The 14,785-nt window shown below is 68.3% G+C and carries 14 protein-coding genes; 8 read left to right on the forward strand and 6 right to left on the reverse strand.

The window, feature by feature from the left end:
* Nucleotides 1–384 precede the first annotated feature (384 nt).
* The 5 genes from NKH51_RS11515 to thiD all read right to left on the reverse strand — a co-directional run bounded on the left by NKH51_RS11515 (nucleotide 385) and on the right by thiD (nucleotide 5,067).
* Complete coding sequence (locus NKH51_RS11515; protein WP_254761824.1) at nucleotides 385–630, reverse strand: DUF7861 family protein; 246 nt, start codon at nucleotides 628–630, stop codon at nucleotides 385–387.
* Between the two features lie 66 nt (nucleotides 631–696).
* The gene (locus tag NKH51_RS11520; RefSeq protein WP_254761825.1) at nucleotides 697–1,509 is read right to left on the reverse strand and encodes an ABC transporter permease; all 813 of its coding nucleotides are present in this window, start codon (nucleotides 1,507–1,509) and stop codon (nucleotides 697–699) included.
* A complete protein-coding gene (locus tag NKH51_RS11525) occupies nucleotides 1,506–2,579 on the reverse strand; it encodes an ABC transporter ATP-binding protein (protein ID WP_254765149.1) in 1,074 nt (357 codons plus the stop codon). Before NKH51_RS11525 ends, NKH51_RS11520 begins: the two co-directional genes overlap by 4 nt.
* Before the next feature lie 155 nt (nucleotides 2,580–2,734).
* On the reverse strand, nucleotides 2,735–3,709 hold the full coding sequence (locus NKH51_RS11530) for a TIGR03560 family F420-dependent LLM class oxidoreductase (protein WP_254761826.1): 975 nt from the start codon (nucleotides 3,707–3,709) through the stop codon (nucleotides 2,735–2,737).
* Nucleotides 3,706–5,067 carry a bifunctional hydroxymethylpyrimidine kinase/phosphomethylpyrimidine kinase gene (gene thiD, locus NKH51_RS11535; protein WP_254761827.1) on the reverse strand — a complete coding sequence of 454 codons (1,362 nt, stop codon included), beginning with the start codon at nucleotides 5,065–5,067 and terminating at the stop codon, nucleotides 3,706–3,708. Before thiD ends, NKH51_RS11530 begins: the two co-directional genes overlap by 4 nt.
* Nucleotides 5,068–5,255: 188 nt before the next feature.
* Here thiD and NKH51_RS11540 point away from each other — a divergent pair, with 188 nt between their 5' ends.
* From NKH51_RS11540 to NKH51_RS11575, 8 genes are all read left to right on the forward strand, one after another.
* The gene (locus NKH51_RS11540; protein ID WP_254761828.1) at nucleotides 5,256–6,035 is read left to right on the forward strand and encodes a DUF7537 family lipoprotein; all 780 of its coding nucleotides are present in this window, start codon (nucleotides 5,256–5,258) and stop codon (nucleotides 6,033–6,035) included.
* Nucleotides 6,036–6,373: 338 nt separating this feature from the next.
* The gene (locus NKH51_RS11545) at nucleotides 6,374–7,027 is read left to right on the forward strand and encodes a heme NO-binding domain-containing protein (protein WP_254761829.1); all 654 of its coding nucleotides are present in this window, start codon (nucleotides 6,374–6,376) and stop codon (nucleotides 7,025–7,027) included.
* Entirely contained in the window at nucleotides 7,020–8,636 is a 1,617-nt protein-coding gene (locus NKH51_RS11550; protein ID WP_254761830.1) for a methyl-accepting chemotaxis protein, read from the forward strand. The genes NKH51_RS11545 and NKH51_RS11550 overlap by 8 nt, the downstream gene beginning before the upstream one ends.
* A 62-nt stretch (nucleotides 8,637–8,698) precedes the next feature.
* Nucleotides 8,699–9,598, forward strand: a complete 900-nt coding sequence (locus tag NKH51_RS11555; protein WP_254761831.1) for a dihydrodipicolinate synthase family protein — start codon at nucleotides 8,699–8,701, stop codon at nucleotides 9,596–9,598.
* An 85-nt stretch (nucleotides 9,599–9,683) separates the two neighbouring features.
* Entirely contained in the window at nucleotides 9,684–10,787 is a 1,104-nt protein-coding gene (locus NKH51_RS11560) for a putative sulfate/molybdate transporter (RefSeq protein ID WP_254761832.1), read from the forward strand.
* A 234-nt stretch (nucleotides 10,788–11,021) separates the two neighbouring features.
* Nucleotides 11,022–12,314 (forward strand): hypothetical protein, encoded by a 1,293-nt coding sequence (locus NKH51_RS11565; protein WP_254761833.1) that lies wholly within the window; start codon nucleotides 11,022–11,024, stop codon nucleotides 12,312–12,314.
* Nucleotides 12,315–12,732: 418 nt separating this feature from the next.
* Complete coding sequence (locus NKH51_RS11570) at nucleotides 12,733–13,212, forward strand: DUF7384 family protein (RefSeq protein ID WP_254761834.1); 480 nt, start codon at nucleotides 12,733–12,735, stop codon at nucleotides 13,210–13,212.
* Nucleotides 13,213–13,320: 108 nt separating this feature from the next.
* Nucleotides 13,321–14,445 carry a guanosine monophosphate reductase gene (locus tag NKH51_RS11575; RefSeq protein WP_254761835.1) on the forward strand — a complete coding sequence of 375 codons (1,125 nt, stop codon included), beginning with the start codon at nucleotides 13,321–13,323 and terminating at the stop codon, nucleotides 14,443–14,445.
* On the opposite strand, the gene NKH51_RS11580 is transcribed toward NKH51_RS11575, so the two are convergent.
* Nucleotides 14,442–14,711: a hypothetical protein gene (locus NKH51_RS11580; RefSeq protein ID WP_254761836.1), complete on the reverse strand. Its 270-nt coding sequence runs from the start codon at nucleotides 14,709–14,711 to the stop codon at nucleotides 14,442–14,444. The genes NKH51_RS11575 and NKH51_RS11580 overlap by 4 nt on opposite strands.
* Nucleotides 14,712–14,785 lie beyond the last annotated feature (74 nt).

Genomic DNA, 14,785 nt, shown 5'->3' on the forward strand with positions numbered 1-14,785 from the left:
GGCGGCGAGCGCTCGAGAGGATCCATCGTGACCGACGGCGGCCATCGAGACGAAAACGCTGCCAGAAGGTGATGTCGAACGGGCCCCCAGTGGTGTGTCCGGAAGAGGGGAGGGGGAGGGCCGGGAACGGCCAGTCGGTCGAACTGGCGGTGAAACGGCCTCCGATCGCGGCGAGGGAGGGTGGTCTCTCGGAGAGTCGGACGGTCCTCTGGCAACGACCAAGTCGCCCTCGCCGATTGTTGCTACGGGACCGCCGAGTAAACTTATTCGCCAGTTAAAACGGTTCGAGCGGCCGAAATTCGTCCGAGCACGGATTCACCCGCTCGAGGCGCGGGCGTTGCTGTCGCCGCTAGTACAGCCTCGCGGCGAGTGGCACTGCGATCGTCACCCGCCGTGTCTCCGATACCAGACGCGGGCACCGATCGGCGACTCGTCGTCCTCGAGATCGAGTCTGCGCAAGACGAGGTCCCGCACCGCGACCGTCACGACGAGTTCGACTGGGGCGCCGTCTTCGGGAGCCACCTCGAAGACGGCGTGGCCGTCCCGCCGGCCGATGGCTTCGATCGTCCCGACGGACCACCGCTCGAGGTCGTGGGTCGGCTGTCGCGCGTGGATCCTGTCGTGGGGCATAAGAAAGCAGAGGCGCCCCGCGACCGAGAGCGTGGCGGGACAGGCGTCGGTGGTCAGTCGAGGTCGTCAGTAGTCCCCGAGGACGCCGAGCCGTCTCGCCCGGCGGGTCGCCCACTGGAAGACGGCGTACCCGAGCGCGAAGTAGCCGATGGCGACGCCGAGCAGAACCGCGAGGTCGGCCGGCGGGAACTCCCAGAGCCGGACGTCGTCGATCATCGTCCGCTGGAGGAGTGCGCTGCCCTGAGCGAGCGGGAGCCATCGCAGCCAGCCCAGGTCGAACGCGGGCGCGGAGATCAGGACGATGAACCCGAACTGGAGCAGGTTGAGCCAGTTGCCGATCTGTTTGTAGAGGACCGTGACGCCGCCGGCCGCGAGCCCGAGGCCGAGCACCGAGACGATGCTGAGCGTCGCGACGACGACGATCGTTCCCAGGTTCAACTCGAGGCTCGTCCCGGTGACGACGATCATCACCGCCAGCAGTATCGTCGCGATGACGAACGACCGGACGATCTTCGCGAGCCCTTTCAGCAGCGCGACGGGGGCGAAGCCGAACGGCGACATCACGTGACGCTCGAGGGTCCCCCACTGCACTTCGCTCCCGATGTCGTTCGAGATCGAGGAGTACGCGCCCACGGACAGCGACCACAGGAAGTAGCCGACGATGATCCCCTCGATCGAGTCGGTGAGCGCCTGCCCGGCGACCATCCGACCGCCGTAGAACAGCAGCCCGAAGAAGAACACCGAGATGACGAGCCCGCCGACGGCGTTGGCGGGATAGCGGACGAAGATCAGGTACTCGCGGTAGAGCACGGCCCGCGCGAGGTGCCGATAGCCGGCCGGCCGCGGCGTCTCGCCCGCGTCGGGCCCGGCCGCGGTCATCGGTCACCTCGGTCGGCCGCCGTCAGATCGACGAAGACGTCCTCGAGGTCGGGCTCGACCGTTCGAACGCGCTCGAGCGCCACGTCGTTGCGTCGGAGGAGATCCATCAGGTCGTAGAGTCCGTCGCTGTCGGTCACGACCTCGATCCGGGGGCTGGGATCGTCCAAGTCGACGCTCATCGCGTCGAACCGTCGTCGCAGGGCCGACACGACCGCGGCGTCGAGATCGCTGCTCGTGATCCGAACGCGGTGTCGGTCCGTGTCGGACAGCAGCGCCTCGACCGTGTCGTCCGCGATGATCTCCCCGCCGGACATGATGAGGACGCGATCACAGACCGTCTCGACGACGTCCATATCGTGGCTGCTGAGGACGACGGTGAGGGCTTCCTCCTCGGCGAGACGCCGCAGTTCCCGCTGGAGCGTTCGCGAACTCTCGACGTCGAGCCCCAGCGTGGGTTCGTCGAGAAAGACGACCGACGCGCCGCCGGCGAGGGCGCTCGCCAGCGACACCTTCTGTTTCATTCCGCGGGAGAGTTCGCGGACCGGAACGTCCGCTTTCGCCTCGAGATCGAGTTTCGCCAGCAGTCGATCGTGGCGCTCGCGGACCGAGTTCGGATCGACACCGCCGATCGTGGCGAAATAGCGGAGGTTCTCGCGGACCGTCAGCCGCCAGTAGTCGTTGCGCGCCCCTTCCAACATCGCGTCGACGAAACCGTAGGCCTCTCGCGGCCGCTCGTAGAGGTCGACGCCTCGAATCCGAACGGTTCCCGCGTCCGGGATCACCATGCCGAGGATCGATTTGATGAGCGTCGTCTTCCCGGCACCGTTTGGCCCCAGCAACCCGACGATCGAGCCGGTTTCGATATCGACGCTGACGTCGTTCACGGCGGTGACCGCCGCGTCACCCTCACCGAACCGCTTGGACAGCCCGGTCACCGAAACGGCGATGTCACGGTCGTCCATCGCCGACGACTCGAGGCTGTTCGGACGAGTGTCTGACCCAGTACTACCGAGAGCCGAGGCTGTAACGCCGTCGCCGGTGCCCACAGCCGTCTCCTCACCGTCCGACATCGCTCCTTCACCGCTCGTGATCCCACCGTTCTCTCGCGCGGTCACAGTACTGATTCAGGGAACCGAGCTACAAAAGCGGGAGGCCACCGGCACGGGACGCCGAACGCGAGGCGTTCGCCCGCAACAACGTCGCGATCGGCCAGCAGCGCCAGACGCTACGCGAGCAATTCGTCGGCCAGTAATGCGAGGCTCTCGTCACCCTCGTCGGCCGCGTCGGGAACCGCGAGCATGACCTCCTCGATGCCGGCGTCGGCGTAGTCGGCGAGTCGGTCGCGGACCGCGGCCGGCGTTCCGGTGGGAGCGGTCTCGACGTAGCCCGAGAGGAAGAACTCGCGGGGTTCGCTCGGCTCGTCGGGCAGGAAGTCGTCCCGGAACGTTTCGCGTTTCTCTTCGGCCGCCTCGGTGGTCTCGCCGACGAAGACGAACAGTTCGGCGGACGTGCGGATCTCGTCGTACCGCGCTTCGCTCTCGCAGTGGTCCCGCAACACGTCGAGTTTCTCCGCGAAGCCGTCGGGCTCGAGCGTGCCGTAGTTCCAGCCGTCGGCCAACTCGGCGGTGTAGCGCAGGGTGAACGCCTCGCCCCCGCCGCCGATCCAGATCGGCGGGTGGGGGTTCTGTACCGGCTGCGGTTCGCAAAAGGCTTCGTCGAGGTCGACCGCGAGGTGCTCGCCCTCGTGGCTGTACGTGTCGTTCGTCCACAGGCCCTGCAGGATCTCGACGGTCTCAGCCAGTCGGCGGAGCCGCTTTGCGGGAGGCTCGCGGAACTCGTAGCCAAAGCGCTGATACTCGTCCTCGTACCAGCCTCCGCCCAGTCCCAACTCGAGCCGACCGTCGCTGACGTGATCGACCGTCGCCGCCATCTTCGCGAGCAGCGCCGGATGGCGGTAGGACTGGCTGGTGACGAGCGTGCCCAGTCGGATCCGGTCGGTCGCCTCGGCGACCGCGCTCAGCGTCGTCCAGCACTCCTGGGTCGCCCGGCGCGGGTCGCCGATCCACGACTGGAAGTGGTCCTCGAGCCAGACCGCGTCGTAGCCCAGCCGTTCGGCCTCGAGTGCGGTCGCCCGGATCGTGCCGATGTCGGTGCCGTACTGCGGGAGGATATAGCCGACCGAGAGGTCGGTCGCGCTCATTCGGCCACCTCCTCGTCGAGTGCTAGCGTCCGATCGGCGAGCGTCTCGGCGTCCGGCGCGACCAGTTTCACGAGCGCCTCCTTGCCAACCTCGCCGCGGTCGACGACCGCGACGGGGGGTTCGTCCCGATCCGCGAACGCCTGCCTGGCGCCCCAGCCCATCGTCCGTCCCTCGGTCTCCTCGACCGCGGTCGGCTGCTCGCCGCGATCGTACTCCGCGACCGGCCACTCGAGGGCCTCGAGCGCGTCTTCCACGTCGGCGTCGAACCGACAGTTGACGGCGAATCGCAGATCGGGGACGAACTCCCGCGCCGACAGGAGGAAGCGAGCGACGTGGCTCGAGGCGCCGAACCGAACGCCGCGGTTCGGGTGGACCCCCGAGAGGGTGCGGGTGATCCGGCCCTCGACGGCGGCGGTCTCGGCGACGGACTCGGCGTAGGGCGTCGCGCCGACGACGTTCATGCCGACTTCGGGTACCAGCGCCGAGACGTCGGCGTCGACGACCTGCTCGACGACCGCCTGCACGTCCTCGGCGGTCACCTCGCGGGCGGCCTCGTTTCGCAGCGGCGCCATGTGGTTGACCGCGCCGTGGCCCTCGCCAACGTCGTAGTGGTATCGGACCGCGCGCGCGAGGAAGTCGGTCGCGCCCGCCACGGCCGGCTCGAGCGCCGCTCCGTTCGCCAGCCGGGCCGTGATCGCCGCAGCGAGCGCACAGCCCGAGCCGTGGGTGGCGTCCGTGTCGACGCGGGGGTGGTCGAAGGTTCGGACCGTCTCCTCGGTGACGAGCACGTCTCGAACGCGCTCGCCGGGGACGTGGCCGCCCTTGACGAGGACCGCGTCGACGCCGGTCTCGAGGACCGCCTCGCCGGCCTCGCGGGCCGTCTCCTCGTCGGTGACGGCCACGTCGGTCAACACCTCGGCCTCGTCGGCGTTGGGGGTCACGACGGTCGCCCGGCTCAGGAGGTCCTCGTAGGCTCGTTCGGCCTCGGCCTCGAGCAGCCGGTCGCCGGAGGTCGCGACCATGACGGGGTCGACCACCAGCGGGAAGTCGAACTCGCGAGCGTACTCGGCGACGGTCTCGATGACCTCGGTCGTCGCGAGCATTCCCGTCTTGGCCGCGCCCACGTCGAAGTCGTCGGTGACGGCCTCGAGTTGCGCCTCGATCTCTTCGATCGGGAGGACGTGAGAGGACTCGACGCCGCGCGTGTTCTGGGCGGTGACGGCGGTGATCGCCGACGTGCCGAAGACGCCGTGGGCGGCCATCGTCGCGAGGTCGGCCTGAATCCCCGCGCCGCCGCCGGAGTCACTGCCCGCGATCGTCAGCCCGACCGGCCGCTGTTCGGGTGCTGGCGTTCTCATGGGCGATCGTATTCCGCGGTTGTACTAAGCGATACTGGTCGGCGGGGTAACTGCGCATCTCACGAGAACATACGACCAGACCGGCCGCTCCGTCGACCGTTTTCGACCGGTAGTGCGCCGGCAGCGGCGGCCGATGGTTTCATGTTTATAACAACTATAATTATTATCTCTTGGAGGAACGGAGTGGCATGAACGAACGCTCGCGATCGAGGCGGCGCTATCTGGTTACTCTCGGCGCAGTCGGCGCGACCGCGCTGGCGGGATGCCAGGAGCAGACCGACGCCAACGCGACCGGAACCGACGGGGAAACGGACGGACCGACGAGTAACGGGAACGGGGCTGGCCTCAGCGACGACGGTATCGAGGACCCGTCAGCACTCATCTCGACGACCCAGAGCACGCTGACGAAGCAGGGGTACGAACTCACCGAGGAGCTATCGACGACCGGCATGGAGCTGAACGAACGCTCACAGCGCACGCGCAGCAGCCCCACGGCCGAGCGACAGCTCTCCGTTCTCGAGACCGCATCGAAGACGAGTCGAACCTTCGCCGACGGCGGGGCCTACTACGTCCAGACGACGGAGAACGGGGAGACGACGACATCGACGCAGGAGCTAAACGGCTCGTTCGAGCGGACACACACGCCCGATCACCTCACCAGAAAACGGAGCCTCGGCGGCGTCCTCGAGGCCGGAAGCTACGTCTCCGCGGGGACGACCACGCGAAACGGCCGCGAGCTTCGACAGTTCGACCTCGAGTCGATCGGGATTCAGCAACCGGGCGTCGAGATCTCGAGTTCGAGCGGGACGGTGCTGGCCACCGACGACGGGGTCGTCTTCGAGGCCACGCTCTCGTTCGAGGGGAGCGCCGAGGGCACGGCGATCACGCGCGAGCAGTCGGTCGCCGTCACCGAACTCGGCGAGGTCACGGTCGAGCGGCCGTCCTGGGTCGACGCGGCAGAGCAGTAAGCGTTCGCGTTACGTGTCCGTCTCGCGGCCAGCGCCGCGTAGGCGGCCCGCGATGGATCGACGAGCGGATAGTCGAATCGGTCGCCGTCGACGAGAACCGCTCCACGGTCGTTCGAGGCGGTCTCGGCACAGCCGATCGCCGATTCGGACGGGCGACTGCGCCACTGGTTCGCCACCGAGTGGTATAATATAAATTATCGTGCCAGTGGAACCACCGACGTACCAAACAATGCAGGGTGAATAGCTAATCGTGTTGAATTACAAGAGAACGTACTTGTCATGCGTCCGTATACACGCGAGTCGACGACGGCCGAGGGAACGGAGCGAAAGGGGGTCGAATGCACGGAATAATTCTGAAGACGCTGCAGGCGTTCGTCGTCGACACGTACGGCGAGGACGCCTGGCTGGCGGTCCAGCGAGACGCCGACATCGAGGAGAAAGTCTACGTGCCGGTCACGGTCTATCCGGACGGCGATGTCTACGAAATCGCGCGGACCGCCGGCGAACTCACCGACCAGTCTCCGCGGACGATCCTGACCCAGTACGGCGAGTGGGTCGTTCCGGCGCTGCTCGAGACCTACGATCTTCACATCGACGACGAGTGGCAGGGACTCGAGTTGATCGCGAACATCCAGCAGTTCCACACGTCGCTGCGGACGCGAGACATGACGACGGTGACGACGCCCCGAATCCGCTCCGAACGGATCGACGAAAACCGCGTGCGGATCACCTACGACTCCGACCGAAAGCTCTGTGACGTTGCCCGCGGCGCGATTCAGGGCGTCGCCGAGCGCTTCGACGAGGAATTGGTGGCCGAGGAGCGGACGTGTATGCACGAGGGCGACGATGCCTGTCGGTTCGATATCCGGCGGCCCGTGTCCGCACGTCCGGGCGTCGCGGCGGACTCGAGCACCGAAGATGCCGCGGAGACGGACGTCGGGTTCGAGTTCGACTCGTCGGCCGACGCGGGAACCGGAGGAACGCATGACTGAGGCCGCGACGGCCGCCGACGGCGAGTCGCCGATACCGGCGTCGATCCAGTCGCAGCGCCCGTTTGGCTTCGCCATCGCGGTCGTCTGTCTTGGCGTGGTCGCCGTCAGCGCCGCCGCGATCGGGCTCGGCGAGGTTTCGGTGACGGTCATCGGCGTCGGCCTCGCCGGCGCGGTCGCAACGGGTACGAGCGCGGGGGTCGTCGCGGCGGTCTCCGACGCACGAGACGCACCGCGGGAACGGGACAACCTGCGCGACGGGATCGCCGAGGTGACCGATCGGACGGCGCGGCTCGCCGACGATGACCCGGACGTGTCCTTCGCGACCGATCGGGACGACGAATTCGCCCGGCTCGAGGCGGCCCTTGCCTCGGTGCAGCAACGGCTCGCGGCGGGCGAGCGGACCGATCGGTCGCTCGACGATCTCGAGCGGACGGTCGAAACCCACGCCGAGACGACGCGAGCGGTCGCCGAGGGCGATCTCACCCGGCGGTTCGAGGGGTCGGACGACCACGGTGCGATCGACGACTTGGCCGGCAACTCGAACGCGATGCTCGCCGAGATCGAGGACACGTTCGGGACGCTGAAGTCGTTCTCCGGCGAGGTCGTCACCTACAGCCGCGAACTCACCACGAGCATGGAGACGGTCCGCGCGGAGGGCGAGCGGACCAGCGAGTCGCTGACCGCGGTCGTCAGCGACAACGAGGAGCAAAACGAGCAGCTGCGAACCGTCGCGGCCGAGATGGAGTCGTTCTCGACGACGATCGAGGAGATCGCCGCGACGGCATCAGAGGTCGCCGACACCGCGGACAAGACCGCCCGCGCCGGCCAGGAGGGGAGCCGCGCCGCGGACGACGCGATCGAGGGGATGGACGTGATCGACGCGGAGACCGAACGCACCCTCGAGGAGATCGAGGAACTCGAGGCCGAAGCCGAGCGGATCGACGACCTCGTCGAGTCGATCAGCGACATCGCCGAGCAGACCAACATGCTGGCGCTCAACGCCAATATCGAGGCGACGCGGTCCGACAGCGGCGGCGAGCAAGGGTTCGGCGCGGTCGCCGACGAGATCCAGAACCTCTCCGAGGAGGTCTACGAGTCGGTCCAGGCCGTCGAAGAGCGCCTCGAGGGACTCAAACGCCGGGCGATCGCGGCGGCGGACGAGGTCCGGACGAGCCGCGATCGCATCGAGGACAGCGTCGCCGACGTCGAGGCGGCCGCGGGCGCACTCGAGCGGATCGCCGACCTCGCCGAGCGGACCAACGACGGCGTCCAGGAGATTTCCGCGGCGACCGAACAGCAGGCCTCGGCGACAGAAGAGGTCGTCGTGCTGGTCGAAAACGCCGCCGAGACGAGCGACGAGACGGCCCGAACCTCCGCCAGAGCGGCTCGACGGGCGTCCGCTCAGGCCGACGCCCTCTCTCACGTCGCTCGCAGCGCGACCGTCCTCACCGAGCAGGCCGGCGAGCTGAACGCCCAACTCGAGCGTTACGACACCGAGAGCGGCTACGACCTCCCCGAAGCGCGAACCGCGGACGACGTGGATCCGGAAGCGGTCTCGACGGCCGACCCGACGCCGGGGACGGTCGACGGCGGTAGCGGGAGCCGATAGCGCCGGCGCGAGCGCTGCCGGAACCGCGGGTATTTACCACGCCGCCAACCGTTCGCTTGCCCATGCACGGTACCGGCGTTCCCCTCGTCACGCCGTTCGATACGTCCGGGCGTGTCGACCGCGCTCGGCTCGAGGCGCTCGTCCGCTGGTTCGAGGACGGCGGCGTCGATTTCCTGGTCCCCTGTGGCTCCTCGGGTGAGGCACCGCTGTTGACGACGGACGAGCGCGTCCGGGTCGTCGAGACCGTCGCCGATGCGACTGACCTGCCGGTGCTCGCCGGCACCGGCCGCGAGGGATACGGACCCACGCTCGAGACGACCGAACGCGCCGCCGCGGTCGGCGCCGACGCGGCGCTCGTGGTGACGCCGTCCTACTACGGGTCCGACGACGCGGGTCTCGAAGCCTACTACCGCGATCTCGCCGACGACTCGCCGATCCCGATCTACCTCTACAGCGTCCCGAAGTTCACCGGTCACGCGCTCTCGCCGCGTACCGTCGCCTCGCTCGCGGGCCACGAGAACGTCGCGGGAATCAAGGACTCGAGCGGCAGCCTCGAGTCGCTGCAGCGCCTCGTCGAGCTGACCGCCGACGAGTCGTTCGCGGTGCTGGTCGGCAGCGGGAGCGTCTACGCGGCCGGGCTCGCGGCGGGTGCCGACGGCGGCGTGCTCGCGATGGCGAACGTCGTCCCCGAGCGGGCGAGCGAGATCTATCGCCATCACGCGGACGGCGGGAGTGAGGAGGCGCGATCGCTCAACGCCTCGCTCGTCGAACTCAACCGCGCGGTGACGACGCGCTACGGCGTGCCGGGCGTCAAAGCCGCCCTCTCGGCGCGGGATCGCCCGGCCGGCTCGCTCCGACGGCCGCTCCGACCGCTCGAGGACGCGGCGCGACGGGACCTCGAGTCGACCCTCGCGGATGCGCTCGAGGCGACGAACGCAGTGGACGCCGGTTCGACGACGTAACCGAAATCGGCATCGCGGGCTGCCGGCCGAACCCGTGTTTGGTTACTGCTAAGAGTGAAGGAGACGGCCCGCATAGGCGGTGTAGATGGCGTACTCGTTCCGATCGCGGACCGACGCGAGTCTCGAGTTCTCCGCCAGCGAACTCGCGGGTGCGCTAGGTGATTCAGTTACGGTGCTGCCGCTGCTGGTCGCGCTGGCCGCGACGACGACGGTCTCGCTCCCGCACGTCCTCGTCGGCTTCGGCGTCTTTCAGATCGTCTGGGGGCTCTACTACGGCCTGCCCCTCTCCGTCGAGCCGATGAAGGCGCTGATCGGGCTGGCCATCGTCGGCGCGCTTTCGTACGCCGAACTCGCCGCGGCCGGGCTGCTGGCCGGCGGCGTGTTGCTGGTCGTCGGCCAGATCGGCCTCGTCGGTCGGCTCCAGCGGGTCGTCGACGAGCCGGTCATCCGCGGCGTTCAGCTCGCCGTCGCGCTGCTCTTGCTCGAGGCGGCCGTCGGGCTCTCGGTCGGGAACCCGCCCGTCGCGGCGGCCGGCCTCGCAGTCGTCGGCCTGCTGGCGCTCGCGGGCTACCGGGGGGCAAGCGTCCTCGTCGTCCTCGGACTCGGCGGGGCCGCGGCCGTCGCGACGGCCGGCGTACCGACACCGGCGGTCCCCGACCCGACGCTCTTCCCCGCCGGCACGCCGACGTTCAGCGGAGCCGCGCTCGAGGGGACCGTCGCCCAACTGGGAATGACGGTCGGGAACGCGGCCATCGCGACCGCGCTGCTCTGTGGCGACCTCTACGGGCGAGATATCTCGGCGGACACGCTCTCGCGGAGCATGGGCGTCACTTGCCTCGCGGCGGTCCCACTCGGCGGCGTACCGATGTGTCACGGCAGCGGCGGGCTCGCCGGGAAGTACGCCTTCGGCGCGCGGACCGGCGGCGCGAACGTCCTGCTCGGGATCGGCTACCTCGCGCTCGCGCTCGTCGCGACCGGCGCGCTGCTCGCCGCGTTCCCGACGGCCGTCCTCGGCGTCTTGCTCGTCGTCGTCGCGCTCGAGTTGGCGAAGGCGGCGTTCGAGCCGATCGCTGGATGGCGGGCACTGGCGGCCGTTCTCGCCGTTGGACTCCTCGGGCTGGCGGTTAACGTCGGTATCGCGTTCGTCATCGGTGCCGTGGCGTTCCGGCTGGCCGCCCGTCGGGAGTAACTGGGTGTGAAATGCGAGACCTACTCGATGGCGAGGGGCCGCGATATACGTCGCGTTCGTCCCATCCCCCATCACGTGATTGCCAAATAGTACCAGACACCGTGGTTACAGTGACGGATGGAACGGCCCGTACGACGGAGATGCAGTCTCCGGACTTGTCCTGTCGATCGAGCGGCATCGACCGACGACAGGTTCTTTTACAGCACTTATGAGTAGTGCGATACGATCGCTACTATGTTCCGCCGAGTTGGGCGGTCGGCCGTCGATCTCGTCGCACTCGTGGCGGCCCTGTTCGACCCGTTTTCGTTGTACGTCGTGTTGATTCTCTACTGGGGAGATCTGATCGGGGAGACGATTCGGCGGTTCTGTCAGGCGGTGGTCGCGGCTCCGCGCGAGGAGTATTCGCCGACCGAACCACCAGCAATGCACAGGAACGGCGATCCGAACCCGTTCAGGTTTGTAACCCCGAAGCTCGGAACCGTCCGGCCGGTCGATTGGCTACCACCGATCGCGGTTCACAACCTCAAGCCCGGCGTAGTGGGGCTCGTCGCTCTGTCTTTGACCGCCCTCGCTGTCGGCCTGACGACGACGGTTCTGGAGCCGCCGTTCACGATTCGATCGTGGCCGACGATCGGGATACTGGCTGTCGGGAGTCTCGCAATCGTCGTGAAACACGGCCGGTCTTTCCGGCGGTTCGTCCGCTCCGATCGCCCACCGGCCAAGCGGGTTCTCCCGGGCCTACAATGGCTCGGAACGATCCTGATGGTGGTTCCAGTCTCCATCGTCGACGGCGCGTATGCGGATTTCGACCCCACAGTCGGGTTCTCCGCGATGGCGGTCGCACTCATCGCCGGGCGGATCACGTACGTGCTACGTCGGAGCTCGTCACCGAGCGGGGCAGACTCGTTCGAACGTTCGGCGCCGACGGGACGACCGATCGAACGGTTTCAGACCGACGGCCACGCGGTTCGGATCGCGGGAGTAATCGACGGAATCGTACCCCGACTCGAGTCGGACGTACTCAACCTCTATTCCCGTCTCGCAGCCATTTTCATGGTGCTTGCCGGGTGGTTCTTCGGGTCGTTCTTCGTGGGACTGGCGGCAGCGACTGTCGGGGCCGGCGCCGTGCTCATCGCGGTCGTGATCGGCTTCGCGCTCGCGGGTATCGCTCACTTCGAGGTGGCGTTCGGGGCGATGGAATACCGGCTGTACGACGACGAGTTAGTCGCATACGACACTCGACTCGACGCCGTTCAGTGGCGCGCCCCGCTGGACGCGATTCGAAACGTCTCCGTTCAACGGGGGTTCTGGACGGGACCCGCCGGCACGAATGCGGCGACGGTCACGATAGACCGAACCGATTTGAGTGTCGAACAGTCTCCCTACGGGTTCTACCGGCAAACGCTCGTGTACGTCGAGACACCCGAACGGGTCGCAGACCGGCTCCGCCAAGAAACGACACGGCGATACGGCGAGGAGGGACCGACGGGTGGTATTCCGAACCGATCGAGTGAACTCCGCAGTTAGATCTCCGGGCCGAGTTTTCACGACGTATCGATCCCGTGTCGATGCAATCGTCGATGGCGCCGCTGGTCTGCACGGCCAGCGACAAAACACTGATCCGAACGAGGAGAACGGTTCCGGCCACAGCCACCGGAATCGTAGCTATCAACTCCCGTCACCGACGGGGGTTGACGGCTCTCGCCACTCGAGCGACAGCGGCTCGCCCGCCCGGGAGACCATCGGAGTCGCGCCGGTTCCGGTGACTGCACCCGCATGAGCGCCTGAACTGACCGATCCCCCCGAGACGCGGTGCTTTTCTCTCCGGACTGCGAAAGACCGACGATGACCGCGAGCTGGGGCGACCTGTTCGACCGCGCGGCAGGACACGACGGCGACCTCGAGTCGATTCGGACGGCGCTCGAGGAAATCCGGGAGGGAGACGATGGCTGAGGACGAGGGGCCGAACCCGGCTCGCGTCGTCGCCGACGCCGACGTGCTCGCGGCGGACTTGCTCGTCGGCGGCGACGCCCGCGAGGCGCTGGACCACGTCCGGCGACACTCCTGGGTCGAACTGGTCGCCAGCGACCCGCTGCTCGCAGAGACCGAACGACTCGTGACGGCACTCGCCGACGCGGATCTGGCCGCCGATCACCGCGAGCGCCTCGAAGCCGACCGCGTGGCGGTCGACCAGCCCGAGGGCGACCACCCGGCGCTGGCGTCGGCCTATCAGGGTGGGGCGGCGCACCTGCTGTCCTACGACGAGCGGCTGCGATCGGCGAAAGCGGGACTCACGCTCCAGCCCCGCGTGTCGGTCAGCGTTCGCCCGCCGGACGCGTTCGCCCGCCTGTTCGATCCCGAAAGCCTCTACGAGGTCGTCGAGGGCGGCACGTATCCGGGACCGGATCAAGATCCCCGAACGTGAACGGGGCCGCGAACCGCGACGGGCGGTACGATCGCAGCAGATCGCTTCGCAGCCCCTGCAATTCCGCCGAGAACCTTATCAGACGGGAGCCCCGAGTAGTGAGGGGTAATGAACGAACTCCGTACCGGACTGAGCTACGGTGACGTGCTCCTCGTCCCGAACCGGTCGCCGGTCGACAGCCGCAGCGACGTGGCTCTCTCGACGGCGTTCACACCGAGTATCGACCTCGAGACGCCGCTCGTCTCCGCGGCGATGGACACCGTCACGGAGGCCGAACTGGCGATCGAACTCTCCCGCGCGGGCGGGCTCGGCGTCCTCCACCGGTTTCTCACGCCCGAGGAACAGGCCGCACAGACCGAGCGGGTGAAGGCCGCCGACGAACGGGTCGCCGCCGCCGTCGGGATCAACGAGGACTACGTCGCCCGCAGCGACGCGCTGGTGGCCGCCGGCGTCGACGCGCTCGTCGTCGACGTGGCGCACGGCCACCTCGAGACCTCGCTCGAGGCCGTCGAGCGTCTGAGCGAGGAGTTCCCGGAGACGGACCTCGTCGCCGGCAACGTCGCCACGCCCGCGGGTGTCGAGGACCTCGCGGCCGCCGGAGCCGACTGCGTGAAGGTCGGCATCGGTCCGGGCTCGCACTGTACGACTCGGAAGGTTGCCGGCGCCGGCGTCCCGCAGCTGACCGCGGTCGACGACTGCGCGACGGCCGCCGAGGACCTCGACGTGACGATCTGTGCCGACGGCGGGATCCGCACCTCCGGCGACGCGGTAAAGGCGTTGATGGCGGGGGCCGACACCGTGATGCTCGGGAGCCTCTTCGCCGGCACCGAGGAGGCCCCCGGCGCGGTAGTCGAGGTAGAGGGGACGCGCTACAAGCGCTCGCGCGGGATGGCGACCACGACGGCCGCCGAAAAGCGCGACGACAAGGACGCCGACGTGCGGGCGGACGAGGGCGTCGAGGCGCTGACGCCGTACAAGGGGCCGGTCGCCGACGTCGTCGTGGAGTTCCGCGCAGGCATCCAGTCGGGACTCTCCTACTGCGGCGGCCACACGATTCCGGCCGCCCGAGAAAAGGCCGAGTTCATCCGCGTCGCCCCCAGCGCGAAAGAACGCGAGGGCTACCACGCCGATCAGGACTGGGAGGGCGTCAGCGTCGACAGCGAGGCCGTCACCGTCACCGAGTCGGACCTCGCCGAGGACGGCGCGAGCGACGCCGTCGAGAGCGACGACTAGCGACGGCGCAGGCAAAGCGACGCGGTCCTCGTGGTCGGCCTCGAGCGAAAGCCACCAGAGGCGACCGCGACCCTCGATTTCGTGCGTCTCCAGACGCCGTCGGCCGCCAGTTCGGCGAGCCGGGCGACCATTTCGTCGGTCGGAACGCCGTACTCGTTGGCCAGATAGCGCGTGGTCGCGACCGGCATCGGGGCGGTGCGAGTCGATTCGACGATCGTCTCGGCGGGGAGCGACCGCTGGACGCGGAATCGGACGGCACAGAGCAACGTACGCGGCGCTCTCGGTTTATTCCCGCGGCGACCCCGAGGTCCGGGCCGTCCGTCACCGATCGCCGGGAGAC

Origin of the sequence: Natrinema marinum, from assembly GCF_024296685.1 — an archaeon.
GTDB classification, from domain to species: domain Archaea; phylum Halobacteriota; class Halobacteria; order Halobacteriales; family Natrialbaceae; genus Natrinema; species Natrinema marinum.